This is a genomic window from Virgibacillus ainsalahensis (genome assembly GCF_055380755.1).
Genome location: NZ_AP043943.1, coordinates 448,951 through 467,854, shown reverse-complemented (window position 1 = coordinate 467,854; position 18,904 = coordinate 448,951). Strand labels below are relative to the sequence as shown.

Genomic DNA, 18,904 nt, shown 5'->3' with positions numbered 1-18,904 from the left:
AAGGCCTTATTGCACTTATGCAGGAAGCAATGATTCTGGCAAGTCCAGAACTCCATATTTAGTAGTATTTAGCTTTTAATCCTGTGGGACGTGGGACAAGGGACCTGTCCCTGTGTCCCACTTATTGCGCCGTATATCCTCCATCAACGGTTATGCTATTTCCTGTCATAAACGCAGAGTCATCGCTGGCCATGAATAATACTGCTTTTGCCATTTCTTCCGATGTTCCCAGACGATTCATTGGCGTCGCAGAAATTAGTCCTTGTCGATCCGTTTCACCCAGGATTGGTGTATCGATAAATCCTGAACATAGCGCATTTACGCGGATATTGCGGTCTGCATATTCCAATCCAAGTGAACGGGTTAGGTTAATTACCCCGCCTTTAGCTGCGTTGTATGCAGCACTTCCTGGTGCACCGACCCAACCATACATCGATGCTGTGTTAACAATGGTACCACCATCCGCTTTCAAAAATTCTTTAATTGCCGTTTGCGCAACGAGGAACACCCCATCTAAGTCAACACTAACCGTTTTTCTCCACTCATCAAATGTAACTTCTTCCGTTGGTTTCGTCGCACCGATTCCAGCATTATTGAAAAGAACATCCACTTTACAAATGTCGAAACAGCAGTTTGAAAGACATGATTCACTTGATCTTCATTGGTCACATCCGCTTCAATGAAAAGTGCTTCTGCACCTTTATCTTTCAATTCATTTTCAACGGTTTTTCCTTTGGCTTCATTCATATCAACTAAAACAACTTTTGCACCTTCTTGAAAAAAAGTTCCGCTGTTGCTGCTCCAATGCCGGAAACACCACCAGTAATGACTGCTACTTTATTATCTAATTTACCCATATAAAATCCCTCCTGGAATAGCTTTAAACAATAGGGACGGTTCTGGCTCCCTTCCGCCAAACGAACCACCGTCACCACACTTTAAGAAAGTTTTGCTTTTGCCAAGCCTGCGGGGCCAACCCTTAGCCCGCACTTAGGCTTTCTTAACTACTCAAATTAAACAGACTGAGCGCCTTGTCCTCCATCAATTCGATAGTAAGATCCGCTTATAAATGAAGCTTTATCTGACGCTAAGAACACCATTAAATCTGCAATTTCCCCTGCCGTTGCATAACGATTCATTGGGACAGTTGCTGCAAATTGTTTTCTTGCTTCTTCTGAACTTTCACCTGTTGCATTCGTTTCAATCGATTTCATCATTTCTGTATCCACGCCAGATGGGGCTACAGCATTCACTCGTACGCCGTATTCTGTCATCTCCATGGAAGCAGATTTATTTAATCCGATAACTGCGTGTTTTGATGCAACATATGCACTCATTCCTGGTGCGCCTAATAGACCGCCATTCGATGCTGTGTTTACAACAGCTCCGCTTTTCTGCTCCTTCATCACTTCCAGAACATATTTCAATCCAAAGAATACGCCCATCACATTCACATCGAATACATTTCTAAAATTGTCCGCTGTTTGCTCGGTGATCGTAGCAAAATCTCCATTAATTCCTGCGTTATTAATAAAAACATCAATACGTCCAAAATAATCTTTGGTTTTTTCTACGTAATCTTTCACTTCATCCTCTTTGGCAACATTTGCCGTAAGTAATAATTTATCTTTTGCCTCAATAGACTCCGCTGCTTTTTCTAACGCATCTTTTTTCAAATCTACTAAAGCCAGCTTAGCCCCTTCTTTAGCGAATGCTTTTGCCGCTTCAACACCAATGCCTCCAGCAGCACCCGTAATTAATACGACACTATCTTCAAATTGCATGATCTATCTCTCCTTCTACGATGTAATGCTTTTAACAACTCTAATTACTCAGTATTTCACAATAATAAAGATACTATTAAAAGTGATGAACTATGAATTAAAACTATTTTAATTACATATAAATAATAACGTCTTTTATTAAAAATTTCTAATATATTGCTTACTGGGACGGGGGGACAGGTTCATCGTCCCACTTTTCTTCTTGATTGAGAGAGGAGATAACTTCTTTTATTATGTAGATGCACGAGTGGAGATCGGAACAAGAAAAGCAAATCTATCAAGACATCACTCTGGCAGATCTAGAACTCCCACCCAGATGGAGTAAATCTTACCGCCCTAGGACAAGGTACTGTGTCCCCCCAATGCTCTAGTTAAAAGCTGTAGCAAGCGATAGATTTTAGGTGTTACACTATATTGATTTTCCAATGTTATGCTTATCTTCCATTAAATTAAAAGATAATTACCGAATGTTGGAATTGAGGATTTAATTTACTTAGATGAAGAGAGAATGTATATTCTGACAAACAAATTACTTTTGAAAGCTGACCATACAGGGAGTTTTCTTCGGGAAGTGACAGGCATCAATTATATTTAACAAGACCCCAAAACGATTGGTTGTCTATTTTACATGATGTGTGAAGATGTAAAAGACCTAGATATGTTTACAGCATTACAACAGTTGCTAGAACTATTTGAAACAATGTCGAAGGGCACAGTTTCTTTAAACACCGAATCATTAAAAAGTCTATTACTGCATTGGTTTGGTTTGAGTCTTTGCCAAGTTATATCAACGGCTCATTGAGTTTTTCTATGTCCGAAAGTTGAGTTAAATTTATTTAAATCTAATATGTTTCTCACCATTTTCTAATGTTTATTCTTTATGATTAAAGAGTAGCCCAAATAAAGAACAGGAAATCAAATTTCATTCAATCGAAAGGAGAGAATTAGTATGTTTAAAAAATTAATGATAATCGGATGTACTCTACTTTTATTAACAGCTTGTGGTACAGATACAACAGAAGAAAATGCGAATACGACAAATCAATCAAGTACTACGAATGAAGCCAACAATACAAATAATGAATCAAGTGCTGTTGAAGATTCTAGAAATACTAGTACACCAAACACGTCCAAAACTGTTGACATAACAAATCCAACTGTGTCTATGACAGAGGCCGTGAACGTCTTTAAGGAAGCTCATCCAGACGCAAAAATTGAATCCATTGACTTAGATTCCGACTTTGGTCGATTACATTATGATATCGACGGTTTTGATTCATCAAAAGAATATGAAACAGAAATTGACGCAACGACAAAAGAAATAAAGGAAAATGAAGTTGAAACAGAAAGAGATACTGATGAATCATTAGATTTTTCATCCATTATTGATCCAGCAAGAGCCATTGAAATATCTTCTGCTAAAGCCGAAGTAGAAGGCCTTTCGCCAACAGGTTGGACACTTGAAGCAGATGATGGAAAACAAACGTATACAATTGAATACGAAAAGAATGACTCCGACATAGAAATCAAAATCAACACCACAACCGAAGAAATCCTAGAAGTAGAAATAGATGACTAATAACAGGGAGACGATTCTTTTAGAGGACAATCGGAAGTTTTGTGCAAAAAAAGCACAATGAGTAGTTTAGTTGCTCATTGTGCTTTTTTTATTCTCATGAAGGGGACGGGGGGAGACAGGTTCATCGTCTCACTTTTTTCCTTGGTTTAGAGAGGAGATAACTTCTTTTTATGTAGATGCACGAGTGGAAACTGGAACAAAGAGAAGCAAATCGATTTAGAAAACTTGGCCTTTCGCTAAGCCCTTGTGGCGAAAGGCCTTATTCCACTTATGCAGTAAGGAATGATTCTGGCTAGATCCAGAAACCTGTATGGATCAGTATCTAGCCTTTAACTTTCTGGGACAAGGTACCTGTCCCTGCGTCCCCCACACGCATACGCAGAGCACACACAAAAATAGGGAGGGAAATGTTACTAATGCACATTTTCCCTCCCTATTACTTTTCAATGTTTAAAAGTATTAACAAGTCTTTAATTAAATGTAGGTGTGCGTGTAAAAACTTTTCTTACCATCGGCTCACCTAAAACAAAGTCCGAAACATCAAAGATAAAGCTTCTTATAACAGAATCATAAAATGAAGCTAGCAAAATACAACCACACTAGCATTCACCCACATTAAAATGACTTGAAACGTATTTCTAAGATAACTTACTGTTCTTTTTAGCTTTTACAAGCTGTCCATTCTCTTCTTTGAATTTCAGAATGCCTTCAGCTGCTCTATATGCCAATGCTCCAACCGTACCTGTGGGGTTGTAACCACCATTGTGTGGAAATGCAGAAGCGCCGATGACGAATATATTATCCATATCCCACATTTGTAAATAATTATTTAGGACAGAGTTCTCTGGGTCATCTCCCATAATGACACCGCCTGTGATATGATCATTATGGGCGGGAACGATATCAAAGTGCTCCATCAATTCTCTAGGTTCCACAATTTCAGCACCCATCTCTTCCAGGATTTCTGCACATCTTTCCGTTATAAAATCATGCAGCTTACGATCATGTTCGGTAAAATCATACGTAAGCTGAATCAGTGGATTTCCATAGCTGTCCTTATACGTCGGGTCAAGACTCAAGTAATTGTTACGATGAGGCAGAGAAGTACCTTGTGAAGTAACAGGTATAGACCGATTAAAATATTCGATTGACTTTTGTTTAAATTCCTTTCCCCATGTTGGTGTGTCTCTTGGTGCTACATTTTCGTTGATTGGTCTTTTCCCTAATTGCTTCATCGTTATAGAGCCACCATGGATGAAGTCTACGTCGGAGTGATCAAAGTTATCATTGTTATAGTCGTCCAAAGTAGAACCAAGCGATCCTGCCCCCATTGCAGCATTGAACTCTTCCTTGAAGAACCCCGTAACAACTGGCGTAATATGATAACAGTAATTTTTCCCGATTACACCGGTTTCTGTTTCTGGATCATAGGGACGGCCAATATCGGAATTCAACAACAGGCGTGCGTTATTTATCGTATAACTTGTCAAGACGACAATATCTGCAGGCTGATCGAACTCTTCCCCTGTTTGGGTATCCACGTACCTGACACCAGTTGCTCGCTTTCCATCATGATGGATGCCTGTTACATTGGCATGCGTTCGTAATTCGAAATTGCCGGTTTCTAAAGCAGCAGGGATGACCGTCACATTTGGAGTGGATTTCGCTCCATATTCACAGCCGAATTTCTCACAAAAACCACAGTACTGGCATTGATTTATTGTTTGTCCATCCGGATTTTCATAGGTTTCCGATATGTTGGCTGACGGCAACCGGAATGGATGAAGTCCTAAGTTCTCTGCTGCTTCAACAAATCGATCCAGCATCGGAGTACTTTTCATTGGTGGGGTTGGATAATCCCTTGTTCGTTCAGGTCTTAATGGATTAGGTTCCCCGCTTGTACCAGCCATTTTCTCGAATTTTTTATAATAGGGTTCTAGTTCATCATAGGTGATACCCCAATCTTGAATGGTGTATTCTTTAGGGAGCTTATTCTCCCCGTATTTCTTGTCCGTCATGGACTTTATCTCAAAGTCATAGGGGGCAAAAAACCATGTATCTCCATTCCAATGGGTCCCTGCTCCTCCAACTCCAGTTCCAATTAGAAATGCTCCAAACTGACGCATAGGTAACGCTTGTTCATCCCGATTATTTCGAAAAGTGATGGTTTCTTTCGAAAGATCCTGCATTAATTCATGCCGAATAGCATATCGATATTCATCATGTACCATTTGGAAATCTTCTGTGGAACGATCTTCTCCTCGCTCCAAGCCAACTACTTGCACGCCTGCTTTGGCAAGTTCAGCAGAAATGATACCTCCAGCCCAGCCGACTCCTACGGTTAGGACTTCCACTTTATCTAATTTTGTCGCCATATTAATACCTCCTCAGTTGAAATTTTTTATCATAAGTGATCCCTTAATGATTTTGGTTCATATTCAATAAACGCTTCACTCTCAATTTCTTGTAAATAACTCATCTGGCTGCCGGGGAATTTCTTCATTCTCCAAGCATTCATATCTGCATTACCGCCATACAACGGATCTGAATATGCACCTGAAAGTGTCGCTGATCGAAGCTGTTCAAAGAAATATGCCGAGCTAACATGATCCAACTTAACATTATCGTCTTGAAATTGTTGAAGTATTTCATCCTGTTGTTCTCCTTCCAGGTCAACAAAGGATGTATTAAAATTTGTTTGACTTTCTTTATCGATTGCTCGGATACCCCTTATAAACATTTCATCTCGTCTCAATGGAGACTGATATCCCTGATATTCTGTTCCTTTTAAAAAGGGGCCCTGCATATACTCTCTTGCATTCTTTCCATAATCGCCAGCTAATTGATGATCAATGAAGTAAGGAGCGCCCAGTTCTATCGCTCCTGGTCCATATTCATCTTCCGGATAAATTCTTTCCGTTGCAGCACTTAAAACCTCGAAATCCTCTCGTCTCGTGAAGAACATCAACGCACGATTATAGCCCGGCCCATCTCTTACCGTTTCCGGTGCAGTCTGTTGATCGCCGCCCAGAAAATTTGTACCGAGAAGAGAACCAAGGAGACCTCCGCCAATTGCTCCACCAGCCACATAACTGGAATTTCTGATAAACTTACGGCGAGTTAACTTAGACCCCTTTTTTTCATCTTTTTCATCCGTCAATTTTACTCCTCCTTATAAATAAAACTAATTAATCCAATTTTAGCCATTTTACAGGGATAATAAACCCACTTCGTTTCTCAGGGACGGGGGGACAGGTTCAACGTCCCACTTCTTCTACTTGATTGAGAGAGGAGATTACTCCTTTTATTATGTAAATGCACGAGTGAAAACTGGAACAAAGAGAAGCAAATCGATTTAGAAAACGTGGCCTTTCGCTAAGTTTTTGTGACGAAAGGCCTTATTGCACTTATGCAGTAAGCAATGATTGTGGTAGATTCAGAAACCTGCATGGAGCAGTATCTTGCCTTTAACTTTCTGGGACAAGGTACCTGTCCCTGTGTCCCCATAAAAAAAAGCATTGCAACAGCAACACCACTTTTAGACAAACTTGATATGAACACAAAAATAATGTGTATTTTTCTACGTCTTTTAAACGCTAGTTCAGCCTTTCTTAATGGAATGAAGTCTTCCACTGGATAATCTGAACAAAAACAATTTATGTTACACTAGGAATATAATAGATTGGCTTCACATGAGGGTTAGGCACACTTTTCTTTTTAGGATTCTTCCTAAAAAGGAGGTGATGCATATGGGTGTTGATACTGTATTGGCGTTAATGATATCCTTTGGGATGTTAATAGCGTTTATCATGTCAGATAAAAACCATAAAAAATAATCCCTCATGTGCTTTAGCAGGCCATTTGAGGGATTATTCCTTAACTGTGCCAACCCCTCTTGCTGGGGTTAGTCTATTGAGACCGTTCCATGTGTCTAAGCATGGGCGGTCTTTATTAATTTATGATTTTCTATAGATATTATACCACAAGTAAACCGTTAATACACATGAAACTGCTAAAAATCCTCCACGTGTACTGGGACGGGGGGACAGGTTCATCGTCCCACTTCTTCTCCTTAATTGAGAGAGGAGATTACTCCTTTTATTATGTAGACGTAATAGCGGAAACTGGAACAAAGAAAAGCAAATCGGTTTAGAAAATTTGGCCTTTCGCTAAGCTCTTGTGGCGAAAGGCCTTCGTGCACTTATGCAGTAAGCAATGATTGTGGTACATCCAAACCATCCAACCCCCCCACCCAGATTGAATAAAATCTTACCTTCACCCCTCTGGGACATGGTACGTGTTCGAGGACACTGAAAAAACCGTTCACAGAGAAAAAGAAACGAACAAGCTACTATATATAGTCTGTTAGCTTCTTTTATCGTTAGTATATTCATGGAAATCTTCTGTACCTTTAAAAATTGTTACTTTTTCAGCAGCCTTTACCTGCCCTTTGTGTCCCTCACTGATATAGTTAAAATCTATATTCAGCGATAGATTTTAGGTGTTACACTATATTGATTTTCCAATGTTATGCTTATCTTACATTAAATTAAAAGGTAATTACCAAATGTTGGAATTAAGGATTCAATTTACTTAGGTCAAGAGAGAATATATATTTTGACAAACAAAGTACCTTTGAAATCTGACCATGTAAATTAGATATTTATCCCCATCCATGGGGTAAAAATATAGTACAGGAAAGAGGAATTCAAATGACAAAAACAGTAATTAAAGCACCATTCAAAGCGGATCATGTAGGGAGCTTGCTACGACCTGATAATTTACATAAGGCGAGAGCAGATTTTAAAGAGGGGAAGATTTCAGCAGAGGCATTACGTGAAGTAGAGACAAAGGAAATCAAACGCATTGTTGATAAGCAAATCGAAATTGGATTAGAAGTTGTGACAGACGGGGAATTCCGTCGTACCTGGTGGCATTTGGATTTCTTAGAACATCTAAATGGAATGGAAGGGTATGTTACAGAAAAAGGCTATGAATTTCAGGGGATTGAAACAGAAAAATATTATATCCGCAATACCGGAAAAATTTCATTCCATCCGGATCATCCATTTATTCAAGATTTTATGGAGTTGAAGGAAATCGTCGGTGATCGTGCCATTCCGAAACAAACCATCCCAAGTCCAAACCAATTATTTGAAATAGGCATCCGCAATCCAGATATCTATCCAGATATAGAAGAATTCGCAAAGGATATTACCAAAGCGTACAAAGATGCAATTAAAGCATTTTATGATGCTGGGGTACGCTATTTACAATTGGATGATGTGCATATTGCTGGACTTTCTTCGGATAACTATCATTCAAACAAAAGTGATGCATATTCTAGTGATCAATTAATTGACCTAGCAGTACGCGTTGTAAATGGTGCATTAGAAGATAAACCAGAAGATTTAATTGTAACAACGCATTTATGTCGTGGAAACTATCAATCGACATACGCATTTGAAGGAAGTTATGCACGTATTGCACCAACCTTATTTGCAAAAGAAAAAGTAGACGGTTTTTTCCTGGAATATGATGATGACCGTTCAGGAGATTTTAAACCACTTGAACATGTTCCAAATGGTGGCGCACAAGTCGTTCTAGGTGTAGTTACATCGAAAAATGGTGAGTTAGAAGATAAAGAGGCAATTAAAGCGCGGATTATAGAGGCTGCAAACTATGTACCACATGAACAACTATGCTTGAGCCCACAATGTGGATTTGCATCAACACATCACGGCAACAAACTAACGGAAGAACAACAATGGGATAAATTGAAGTACATTGTCGACGTAGCTCGAGAAGTTTGGCAATAAGTAAAAATGGAAAGGGAACAGCGTAAATGGCAGCTGTTCCCTTTCCATTTTGGTTTCATTTCTAATCAACTGTAAACCCTGTTGGGACAAGGTACCTGTCCCTCTTGTCCCCTTGAAGAATGACACAAGCTTGATGTTTATTTCACTAATTCCTCAACACGCTTCACTACATTCTCTACTGTGAAACCATACGCTTCCATTAGTTTTTCACCATTTCCGGAAGCACCAAACGTATTGATTCCAAGCACTTCACCTTCATCACCAACGTATCGTTCCCAACCAAACGGGGAAGCCATTTCAATTGCAAGTCGACGTTTAACATGTGATGGAATTACTTTTTCTTTATACGCCTGGTCCTGTTCTTCAAAACGATCCCATGACGGCATACTGACAACACGAACGTCAATATTCTTTTCAAGCAGGTCTTTTTGTGCTTTTACGGCAAGCTGCACTTCAGAGCCTGTTGCCAATAGTAACGCATCAGGAGTATCCCTTGATGCTTCACTCACGATATATGCACCCTTTTTGACACCATCATATGCATGTTCTTTTGTTCCTTCCAATGTCGGCAGCCCTTGTCTGGTTAATACCAATGCTGTTGGTTTGTTAGCTGACTCCAAAGCGAGCTGCCATGCTGCCTGCGTTTCATTTCCATCTGCCGGCCGAATAAGAGAAAGTCCTGGCATGGTTCGGTAGGATGCCAGATGCTCCACTGGTTCATGTGTTGGACCATCCTCCCCAACAGCGATGGAATCATGAGTAAAGACATAGGTTACCGGCAATTTCATAATCGCTGATAAACGAACAGCCGGACGCAGGTAATCACTGAACACAAAGAATGTACCTGCAAAGACATTTAGCCCGCCATGAAGCGCCATTCCATTTAACGCGGCTGCCATCGCAAATTCTCGTACGCCGAACCAAATATTTTTGCCAGCGTAATTTTCACGAGAGAAATCCGTTTGACCATTTATCTTTGTTTTGTTCGAACCTGCAAGATCTGCACTTCCGCCAATAAAGTTTGGTACGGTTTTAGCAATCGCATTTAATACTTCCCCAGAAGCGGCCCGTGTTGCAAGCGTATTTTCACCATGTTCATAAACCGGAAGATTTTTCTCCCAATTTAATGGCAATTCCCCGTTCATTGCTAATTCCAAATCTTTCGCAGCTTCCGGGTATTTTTCTTTATAAGCTTGAATCCGCTGATTCCAATTTTCTTCTGCGTCTTCCCCTCTTCTACCTATTTTTTCATAAAAATCTGCATAAACTTCTTCTGGAACATGAAATGGTTCATGTGTCCAATTGTAGTTTTCCTTTGTTAATTTCACTTCATTTTCACCAAGCGGTGCTCCATGTGATGCTGCAGATCCTGATTTATTTGGTGATCCATATCCAATTACAGTTTTTACTTCAATTAATGTCGGTTGCGCTATGTTCTTTTTTCCTTCTTCAATCGCTTTACGTAATGCTTCTACATCATTTCCATCCTCAACACGAATGACCTGCCATCCATATGCTTTAAAACGTTCTTCTGTATTATCGGAGAAGGACTGGCTCAACTCACCATCCAGTGAGATATCATTGGAATCATAGAGCGCAATTAACTTTCCTAAACCAAGATGACCGGCGAGTGATGCCGTTTCATGCGAGATTCCTTCCATTAAATCTCCATCACTGATTAGTGCAAATGTATAGTGATCAATAACCGAAAGATCTTCTTTATTGAATGTTGCAGAAAGATGTGCTTCGGCTATTGCCATTCCAACCGCAGTTGCAATTCCCTGTCCAAGCGGCCCGGTCGTTGTTTCCACCCCATCTGTATAATGGACTTCAGGATGTCCCGGGGTTCTCGAGCCCCATTGACGGAAGTTCCTCAAATCTTCCATCGTAACATCATATCCTGACAAGTGAAGTAAGCTATATAAAAGCATCGATCCATGACCTGCAGAAAGGACAAAGCGATCACGGTTAAACCATTTGGAATGCTTCGGATTATGCGTCATAAAATCTGTCCATAATGTGTAGGCCATTGGTGCAGCTCCCATTGGCAAACCGGGATGTCCTGAATTTGCGTTTTCAATCGCATCTATTGCAAGAGTACGAATGGTATTAATCGATTGTTGTTCTACAGAAACACGAGTTGTTGTCATTATTTAAATCACAATCCCTTCTATGATAACGATTCAGTTTTCTTAGGAACCTTTTCCCAATCCGCTAAGAATTGCTCAATCCCATTATCGGTTAGCGGATGTTTCCATAACTTCGGTAAAAGTGATCCGGGAATCGTTGCAATATCTGCTCCAGCCAAGGCAGCCTGTTCTAAATGACCAATTGTTCTGACACTAGCTGTAATAATCTTTGCCTCATACTGATAGTTTTGTAGCGCCTGTTTTAAGCGTTGGATTAACGCTATTCCATCTTCCCCAATATCATCCACTCTTCCAACAAAAGGACTGATATAAGTTGCACCTGCTTTTGCTGCCATCAGACCCTGTGCCACAGAGAATACAAGCGTGACATTTGTTTTGATTCCTTCTTTGGAAAGAATGTTGACAGCTTCCAGCCCGGCTTCTGTCATAGGGACTTTAACAACAACATTGGATGCCCATTTCGCGATATCTCTTGCTTCTTTTACCATGTCATCGACAGTAAGGCCAATGACTTCCGCACTGACAGGCCCATCTACAATACTCGTAATCTCTTTGATGATTTCTTCAAAATCCCTGTTTTCCTTTGCGATGATAGACGGATTTGTTGTAATCCCATCTACTAAACCTAAGCGATTAATACGTTTTATTTCGTCTATGTTACCTGTATCTAAGAAAAATTCCATTTTGATCCTCCCTGGTGATTTTAACCCTTCATCTTTATATAGCCTGCTTGATACTGTATTGGCTTTCAATATAGCGCAATTGCTTATCTTTGCCATTTATTAGAATGGAGTGTGTCGTAGATTCTCCATTTTTCATTTTAATACCGTTCAATAATAAATTATCTGTGATTCCAGTAGCAGCAAAAATGCAATCATCCGAATGAACCAATTGGTTATGTGCTAGAGCTCCTTTAGGATCAGACAATCCCATTTCCCTACATCTGTTTGATTCTTCTTCATTTTGCGGCAGAAGTCTTGCCTGCATTTCACCACCAAGAGATTTGACAGCAACAGCACTCAATACTCCTTCTGGCGCACCACCAACACCGAAGAATATATCGATATTGGATTCCTCAATGCATGTAGCCGTCGCATAGATAACATCCCCGTCATGAAACAGATGAACTTTTGCTCCTGATTCCCTGATTGTGTCAATGTATTCCTTATGTCTAGGTCTATCCTGAATAAGGACATTCATTTCCGTTATCGCTTTGCCATTGGCTTGAGCCACAGCTTTAATATTATCCAATAATGGTGCTTCTATATTGACTTTCCCTTTCGCTTTTGGCCCGACAGCTATTTTTTCCATATACATATCCGGAGCGTGAAGCAGCGTTCCTTTTGGTGCAGCTGCTATAACCGTAATTGCATTGCCCTGCCCGTTGACTGTTGGCGTCGTTCCTTCGATAGGATCCACCGCAATATCAACGACTGCCGGCCCGCCTTTTCCAAGCTCCTCACCAATATAAAGCATCGGAGCCTCATCAATTTCTCCTTCACCAATAACGATTCTGCCACTCATATTCATTTGATTCAGCTCTTCCCGCATCGCATTGGTTGCTGCACTATCGGCGGAGATTTTGTTTCCACTTCCTACCCAAGGCATTGCTGCAATTGCAGCGGATTCGGTCACTTTCAGAAAATCTAACAACAAGGATTGCATTCGTTTATTCCTCCCAAAGTTAGCTACACTGGTTTCCTGCTACTGCTTCTACTTTAATCCCTTTCCCAGTGAACTCTTTTTCTTTTTCAATAATTTTATCCACTTTACGCTTGGAACCTTCTGCCCATTCAACATTCAAATAAGCCTCAGCCACTTTTTTTCCAACTTCTACACCAATGATTTGTGCACCCATTGTGAGTATCTGTGCATTATTGCTTAATTGTGCTCTTTCGGCTGAGTACGTATCATGCGCGGTTGCTGCACGAATACCCGGATATTTATTTGCAGCGATAGCAACACCAATACCTGTTCCGCAAATAAGAATACCCCGATCAAGTTCCCCTTCACTAATTGCTTGTGAAACTTCAAATGCCACATCTGGATAATCCACTGCATTACAGGAATGACAGCCATAATCTACTAATTCGTGACCTGTTGTTTCCTCTACAAATTTTTTAATTTCCTCTTTCAATTCAAAACCATTGTGGTCGCTTCCGATACCGATTTTCATTTTAATTCCTCCTGCATTTTTAATTATTTTTATTTGTTTTCATTTTACTACATTTTTTATCATATATCAATTATTATTTTCGTTAATTGTTTTTTGTTTTCGTTTTATGTTTTTATAAAAAAGAACCAAGGATTAATATCCCTGATTCTTATTAATCTTAATAATAAAGAAAATCTTATATACTTATATTAATCTGTTTTTCTGTTACTTGATGACTAATTAGCAAGTTTTTCAGAATAACTCACTTCAGCAAATTTCAAAAAATGGGATACAATGAAGTATGCAGAAGTTGCACCAGGATCCTGTGCTCCAATGGATCTTTCTCCCAAACGGCTTGAGCGCCCTTTCTGGGAAATAAGATCTTTTGTCGATTGCATTCCTCTTTCCGCGGCAGAAACAGCTTCTTTAAACGAGCTTAGAAATTCATTTGATTCATTAAATTTCGCTTCCAACACCTTACCAAACGGATCCAGCGTATCGATCATTGTTTTATCGCCGACTTCTGCCTGACCGCGCTCCTTTATTCCTTTTGCAAAAGCAATCCAGAAATTCGCCAAATCACTATCACTAAGGATCGATTTTGTTTTAATGCCTTTGGCACCTCTCATAAAACCCGTTGCGTACAACGGACCTACAGATGAACCTACAGCACTTAGGAATGTTTTTCCTACAGTGATGCTGATTTTTCCACAGTCTTCTTCATCTGCCAGTTCATTATCCAGCTTTTCATTTATTGCTTGCCATCCGATGGACATCGTAACTCCATGGTCTCCATCTCCAAGCTTACGATCAAGTTCACAAAGGTAATCTTTCTCTTTTTCTACCATTTCGACCACTGATTTAAAATATTCTTTAAACTCTTTTGCTGAAAGTTCCATTTTTTATTCCTCCTTTTATTTTTGAACGAACATTGGACAATCTACAGGATGATCTATTGCTTCTTTTAATTCGTCATCCAATTTCATAAATGTTACAGAACATCCGCCCATTTCTAGCGAAGTAATGTAATCTCCTACATAAGAACGATAGATTTCTATTCCTTTTTCTCTTAAAATCTGTTCAACTCTACGATAAACAATATATAATTCCATTCTTGGCGTGGATCCAAGCCCGTTGACAATAACAGCAACTTCATCATCCTTATTTATTTCAATATCTGCTAAAATATCACTTACTAGACGGTCCGCAACGCGATCCGCTTGTTCCAACTGGCCTTTTTCTATGCCTGTTTCGCCGTGGTGACCCAAGCCAATCTCCATTTCATTTTCACCTATTTCAAAACTGGGTTCACCAGTCTGCGGTAAGGAACAAGGTGATAAGCCTACACCCATTGAACGTGTATTATTGTTTGCTTTTTTAGCAACTCTTACAACATCTTCTAAATTATAACCAAAATCAGCTGCTGCACCAGCCGACTTATAAATAAAGAACTCGCCAGCAATACCACGGCGTTTCTCTTTTTCTGCTTGCGGTGCGGAGGCTACATCATCTGAGGCCAAGGCCATTCCTACCTCAATATCTTCTTCCAGATCAGCCATTTCAGCCGCCATTCCAAAGTTCATGACGTCTCCTGCATAATTTCCATATAAGTATACAACACCAGCGCCTTTGTCAATTGCTTTTGTAACTTCCAAAATAGGATCTGGTGATGGAGAAGCGAAGATATTTCCTACTGCAACGCCATCTGCCATTCCATCTCCTACATAGCCCATAAAACCTGGTTCATGGCCTGAACCCCCGCCAATTAAAACACCTACTTTACCCTCTTTTGTATTTCTGGCTGTCACAAGAGCTCTATCATTCTCCGGTACTTGTTTTATATGATTAGGATGGGCTTTCAAATAACCTTCCACCATTTCTTCCACAACATTTTTTGGATCATTTATTAGTTTTTTCATTGATGTACACTCCTTATTCCATCATTAGTTTGTTTATACAACTAACTATTTACTACTTACTATATAACTATTATAACGTTTTCAGGTATTAAATATAGTAGTTTAAAAGAATAACCCCATATTCAGGGCTATTCTTTTAAATACTTAAACCGCAGAATGTTCTCCTTCTTTGACACCCTCTTTTTGTATTTCTTGATCTGGAAGTTTTAAGAATCTCGTTAAAATTGCAGCTGTGAAATATAAACCTGCTAAAATCCAGATTAATCCTTGCGTTCCTACCAGATCAAAGAATAGTGTAACTAGTGCAGGACCTACGAATACACATAAACCTGCTCCAAGATTCAAAATGGACATTGCTGCTCCTTTATCCCCGTCTCCTACTAATGATGGGGTTAGGGCAGAAAGCGGAACAAACCCGGCGATACATGCTCCCCATAACATACCAACGATGGCGACCAGTGTCACATTGCCTTCGAAAACCTGAGGCGTGTAAAATAACATTAAGGTAAACACACCACAGCCAATCGCTCCAAACCAGGTAACTGTATTTCTCCAGCCCATTTTGTCTCCAAGATAGCCAAAAATTAAATTAAATACAATATTTGAAATGAAAATAGTACCCCAGATATTTAACCAGACAGTAGTACTTATTCCTTGATCGGCCAAATAAAGCGGAAGGAACAACGGAAAAGCATACTGTGACGATTGATTGATAACTCGGACTATCCCTGCAATTGCCACTTTGGGTTCTCTTTTTAAAATCGTAATTCCATTAAATAATTCTTTAAATTTAGATGACTGGTTTACATTCTCTTTTTCTTGCAATTCAAATTTGTCACGATTAACCACAAGAGCAAAAAATGCTCCTATCAATACCCAGATGATTGCACTCCATAGTGTTGGGATATGTCCAAAAAGTTGGATAGAAAAGCTGGAATAAAATGCCCCAAGTACACTTAAACCTCCAGTAAACACAAACCAAAACCACCCTACTGCTTTCCCAAGCTGGTGTTGAGGCGCCCGGTAAGTTATCCACACTAAAAATGCATAAGCAAATAATGGGTAGCCGAATCCTCTTAATGCATAAGTAGGAATCATTAGTGAATAATTAAGATCCGGTATAGCAATTCCTACAAATAGGACGTGGCCTATAATGTAAAAAGCCACACCCATTAGCATCGTCTTCCTGGGACCAATTGCTTCCACCAAAACACCGGAAAGCCATGCTGCGATAGCAATAGTTACACCATATGATGTTGTTAGTAAAGCAGCTTGTTGAACGGTAAGACCCTGCTCAACTAAATACGGACTGATCCAAGCAAGTTCCAGGCCGTCACCCATCATAAAAATGAGTACCCCAAAGTATCCCCATGCCAAGTTTGATGGAATACCAATTCTGTCTAAGAATGTACCTTTCTGTATCAAATCCGTCATTTTTCTTCCCCCCATTCCTTCCTAATAGTGAAAAAGCTACGGTTTCAATATAACTTTCAATGATTTTTCACCTTTTTTCATTAACTCAAAGCCTTCTTCAAAATCTTCCATTTTTAATTGATGTGTGACAACCCCATCCGTAGGGAAATCTCCGTTTGAGATACCTTCAATAACTAGCGGATAGCAATATGGTCCCAAATGCGAACCCAATATATCAAGTTCTTTTCGATCGCTGATGATACTCCAGTCAATGGTCACCGGTTCTCCAAATACACTAAATTCGACAAAACGTCCCAATTTTCTTATCGCATGAAGTCCTTGTTCCACAGATTTCGGATGTCCAGTAGCTTCAATATAAATATCACAGCCATATCCTTCCGTCATATCTTTAATTTCTTGTACAACATCAACTTTACTTGGGTTTAAAACGATATCTGCCCCAAATTGTTTTGCTAATTCCAGGCGGTCTTCTTTCATATCTAAAACAACTAATTTGCCAGGGCCTGACTTCTTAAGCGCACCAATCATTCCCAATCCCAGTGTGCCAGCGCCGGATAATACGACAATATCGCCCAATTGCACCTGAGCTCTTTGTACTGCATGGAGGCTGCATGCATAAGGTTCAATTAAAATAGCTTGTTCAATTGATAAGTCTTCTGGCACTTTATAGTTAATTGCTTCTTTGGTGAATTTCATATATTCAGCCATTCCACCGTTTACGTTATTTTGAAATCCGTATAAGTCATGTTTTTCACACATCCAATACTGCCCTCTATTACAGAAACGGCAATCCCAACATGGAACAATTTGTTCTGAAATTACCCGATCGCCGATTTCAAAGTCCGTTACCGCGTCTCCTTTTTGTACGATTCGACCGATGAATTCATGACCTGGAACCATTGGCGCTTTTATATACGAAGGCTGTGTTTCATCCCCCCAGAAACTTGGTGCACCGTCATATGCTTTGATATCACCTGCACAAATACCGCACGCTTCCAATTTAACTAGAATTTCTTTGTCATTTTCCAGCTGTGGTGTTTCCACTTCCTCATACCGGTAATCTTTCGGATTATACGCCACAACTGCTTTCATCGTTTCAGGGATTTCCTGTTTCTGTACTTCTTGCTTTTCTACTGCTTTTTCCATTTTTTTCATCCTCCTTATGTTATTGAGATTTTCATCTTTTTTATAAACAATATCTACTAAGCTACTTACTTAATTGTGTTGCCGCCATCCATCACAATATTTTCACCTGTAATTAAATTTGTGGCATCACTCGCAAGGAATAAAGCAATGGCTGCAACTTCTTCGGGATAGCCAAAACGTCCAAGCGGTATTTCCTTCTTCGCCTTTTCACCCTTTTCGCCTGCCCAAGCCTTTTTGCCTAATTCTGTCAAAACAACAGTAGGTGAGATAGCGTTAACCTTGATGTCGAACTGAGCCCATTCAAGCGCAAGAACTTTCGTCATCCCAATAATTCCAGCTTTACTTGCACCATAGGCTACGTGGTTATCCAATGCTATAAGTGCTGCTTGAGAAGCCAAGTTAATGATTTTGCCGCCCGTTCCTTGTTCAATCATCACATTACCGGCTTTTTGACACATTTTAAATGATCCAGTCAAATTAAGATCCATTGTTTTTTGCCAATAATCCTCCGAAATGTTTTCCGAATTATCGAGCAGTGCAACACCAGCACAGTTTACAAGAATATCAACCTTGCCAAATCTGTTTTTCACTTCTTGAATGGCCCTATTCACACTTTCACTATCGGTGATATCACATTGTAAGCCAATTGCTTTTGCTTCATCTATTTCTTTTGCAGCTTTCTCCACGTCGTCTTTCATATCAAAGATAGCAACCCTTGCGCCCTTTTCCGTGTATAATTCTGAAATAGCTTTACCAATCCCACTTGCTCCACCTGTAATAATCGCTACTTTATCTGTAATATTAAAGTTTTTATCAAAACCTTCAAAAGCCATAAAACCCCTCTCTTTCAATTTCATTCACAGCACTCATTTCCTTTGAATCAGCCAGCATATGATATAATAATATTGATTTATTTAT

General features: G+C 39.7%; 14 protein-coding genes and 1 pseudogene. 2 read left to right on the top strand and 13 right to left on the bottom strand.

The annotated features are described in order from the left end of the window. Positions 1-121 precede the first annotated feature (121 nt). Positions 122-857 (bottom strand): annotated as a pseudogene (locus ACZ427_RS02095) (SDR family NAD(P)-dependent oxidoreductase). Positions 858-1,013: 156 nt separating this feature from the next. Beyond that, positions 1,014-1,784 (bottom strand): SDR family NAD(P)-dependent oxidoreductase, encoded by a 771-nt coding sequence (locus ACZ427_RS02090; protein ID WP_461179157.1) that lies wholly within the window; start codon positions 1,782-1,784, stop codon positions 1,014-1,016. A gap of 964 nt (positions 1,785-2,748) precedes the next feature. Between ACZ427_RS02090 and ACZ427_RS02085 the strand changes: the two genes are divergently transcribed. Continuing rightward, on the top strand, positions 2,749-3,363 hold the full coding sequence (locus ACZ427_RS02085; protein ID WP_461179158.1) for a PepSY domain-containing protein: 615 nt from the start codon (positions 2,749-2,751) through the stop codon (positions 3,361-3,363). A 638-nt stretch (positions 3,364-4,001) separates the two neighbouring features. Here ACZ427_RS02085 and ACZ427_RS02080 read toward each other — a convergent pair. After that, positions 4,002-5,738 carry a GMC family oxidoreductase gene (locus ACZ427_RS02080; RefSeq protein WP_461179159.1) on the bottom strand — a complete coding sequence of 579 codons (1,737 nt, stop codon included), beginning with the start codon at positions 5,736-5,738 and terminating at the stop codon, positions 4,002-4,004. A 29-nt stretch (positions 5,739-5,767) separates the two neighbouring features. After that, the gene (locus ACZ427_RS02075) at positions 5,768-6,523 is read right to left on the bottom strand and encodes a gluconate 2-dehydrogenase subunit 3 family protein (RefSeq protein WP_461179160.1); all 756 of its coding nucleotides are present in this window, start codon (positions 6,521-6,523) and stop codon (positions 5,768-5,770) included. 1,552 nt (positions 6,524-8,075) lie between these two features. Here ACZ427_RS02075 and ACZ427_RS02070 point away from each other — a divergent pair. Beyond that, entirely contained in the window at positions 8,076-9,182 is a 1,107-nt protein-coding gene (locus ACZ427_RS02070) for a 5-methyltetrahydropteroyltriglutamate--homocysteine S-methyltransferase (protein ID WP_461179161.1), read from the top strand. 137 nt (positions 9,183-9,319) lie between these two features. Here ACZ427_RS02070 and tkt read toward each other — a convergent pair whose 3' ends face one another. The 9 genes from tkt to ACZ427_RS02025 all read right to left on the bottom strand — a co-directional run bounded on the left by tkt (position 9,320) and on the right by ACZ427_RS02025 (position 18,819). After that, on the bottom strand, positions 9,320-11,332 hold the full coding sequence (tkt, locus tag ACZ427_RS02065) for a transketolase (RefSeq protein WP_461179162.1): 2,013 nt from the start codon (positions 11,330-11,332) through the stop codon (positions 9,320-9,322). Between the two features lie 20 nt (positions 11,333-11,352). Then, the gene (gene fsa, locus ACZ427_RS02060) at positions 11,353-12,015 is read right to left on the bottom strand and encodes a fructose-6-phosphate aldolase (protein WP_461179163.1); all 663 of its coding nucleotides are present in this window, start codon (positions 12,013-12,015) and stop codon (positions 11,353-11,355) included. Between the two features lie 34 nt (positions 12,016-12,049). Next, a complete protein-coding gene (glpX, locus tag ACZ427_RS02055) occupies positions 12,050-12,997 on the bottom strand; it encodes a class II fructose-bisphosphatase (RefSeq protein ID WP_461179164.1) in 948 nt (315 codons plus the stop codon). 19 nt (positions 12,998-13,016) lie between these two features. Beyond that, positions 13,017-13,508 (bottom strand): ribose 5-phosphate isomerase B, encoded by a 492-nt coding sequence (rpiB, locus tag ACZ427_RS02050; protein WP_461179165.1) that lies wholly within the window; start codon positions 13,506-13,508, stop codon positions 13,017-13,019. Between the two features lie 215 nt (positions 13,509-13,723). Beyond that, entirely contained in the window at positions 13,724-14,386 is a 663-nt protein-coding gene (dhaL, locus tag ACZ427_RS02045) for a dihydroxyacetone kinase subunit DhaL (protein ID WP_461179166.1), read from the bottom strand. A gap of 15 nt (positions 14,387-14,401) precedes the next feature. Then, positions 14,402-15,406 carry a dihydroxyacetone kinase subunit DhaK gene (locus ACZ427_RS02040; protein WP_461179167.1) on the bottom strand — a complete coding sequence of 335 codons (1,005 nt, stop codon included), beginning with the start codon at positions 15,404-15,406 and terminating at the stop codon, positions 14,402-14,404. A 144-nt stretch (positions 15,407-15,550) separates the two neighbouring features. Then, positions 15,551-16,840: an MFS transporter gene (locus ACZ427_RS02035; RefSeq protein WP_461179168.1), complete on the bottom strand. Its 1,290-nt coding sequence runs from the start codon at positions 16,838-16,840 to the stop codon at positions 15,551-15,553. Between the two features lie 36 nt (positions 16,841-16,876). Further along, positions 16,877-17,986 carry an MDR/zinc-dependent alcohol dehydrogenase-like family protein gene (locus tag ACZ427_RS02030; protein WP_461179169.1) on the bottom strand — a complete coding sequence of 370 codons (1,110 nt, stop codon included), beginning with the start codon at positions 17,984-17,986 and terminating at the stop codon, positions 16,877-16,879. A gap of 65 nt (positions 17,987-18,051) precedes the next feature. Next, positions 18,052-18,819: an SDR family oxidoreductase gene (locus tag ACZ427_RS02025; RefSeq protein WP_461179170.1), complete on the bottom strand. Its 768-nt coding sequence runs from the start codon at positions 18,817-18,819 to the stop codon at positions 18,052-18,054. Between the last annotated feature and the right edge of the window lie 85 nt (positions 18,820-18,904).

Excerpts from the sequence above, each read along its gene's own strand:
- ACZ427_RS02090 (WP_461179157.1), bottom strand. The coding sequence starts at position 1,784 with ATGCAATTTGAAGATAGTGTCGTATTAATTACGGGTGCTGCTGGAGGC.
- ACZ427_RS02085 (WP_461179158.1), top strand. The coding sequence starts at position 2,749 with ATGATAATCGGATGTACTCTACTTTTATTAACAGCTTGTGGTACAGAT.
- ACZ427_RS02080 (WP_461179159.1), bottom strand. The coding sequence starts at position 5,738 with ATGGCGACAAAATTAGATAAAGTGGAAGTCCTAACCGTAGGAGTCGGC.
- ACZ427_RS02070 (WP_461179161.1), top strand. The coding sequence starts at position 8,076 with ATGACAAAAACAGTAATTAAAGCACCATTCAAAGCGGATCATGTAGGG.
- tkt (WP_461179162.1), bottom strand. The coding sequence starts at position 11,332 with ATGACAACAACTCGTGTTTCTGTAGAACAACAATCGATTAATACCATT.
- fsa (WP_461179163.1), bottom strand. The coding sequence starts at position 12,015 with ATGGAATTTTTCTTAGATACAGGTAACATAGACGAAATAAAACGTATT.
- glpX (WP_461179164.1), bottom strand. The coding sequence starts at position 12,997 with ATGCAATCCTTGTTGTTAGATTTTCTGAAAGTGACCGAATCCGCTGCA.
- rpiB (WP_461179165.1), bottom strand. The coding sequence starts at position 13,508 with ATGAAAATCGGTATCGGAAGCGACCACAATGGTTTTGAATTGAAAGAG.
- dhaL (WP_461179166.1), bottom strand. The coding sequence starts at position 14,386 with ATGGAACTTTCAGCAAAAGAGTTTAAAGAATATTTTAAATCAGTGGTC.
- ACZ427_RS02040 (WP_461179167.1), bottom strand. The coding sequence starts at position 15,406 with ATGAAAAAACTAATAAATGATCCAAAAAATGTTGTGGAAGAAATGGTG.
- ACZ427_RS02035 (WP_461179168.1), bottom strand. The coding sequence starts at position 16,840 with ATGACGGATTTGATACAGAAAGGTACATTCTTAGACAGAATTGGTATT.
- ACZ427_RS02030 (WP_461179169.1), bottom strand. The coding sequence starts at position 17,986 with ATGGAAAAAGCAGTAGAAAAGCAAGAAGTACAGAAACAGGAAATCCCT.
- ACZ427_RS02025 (WP_461179170.1), bottom strand. The coding sequence starts at position 18,819 with ATGGCTTTTGAAGGTTTTGATAAAAACTTTAATATTACAGATAAAGTA.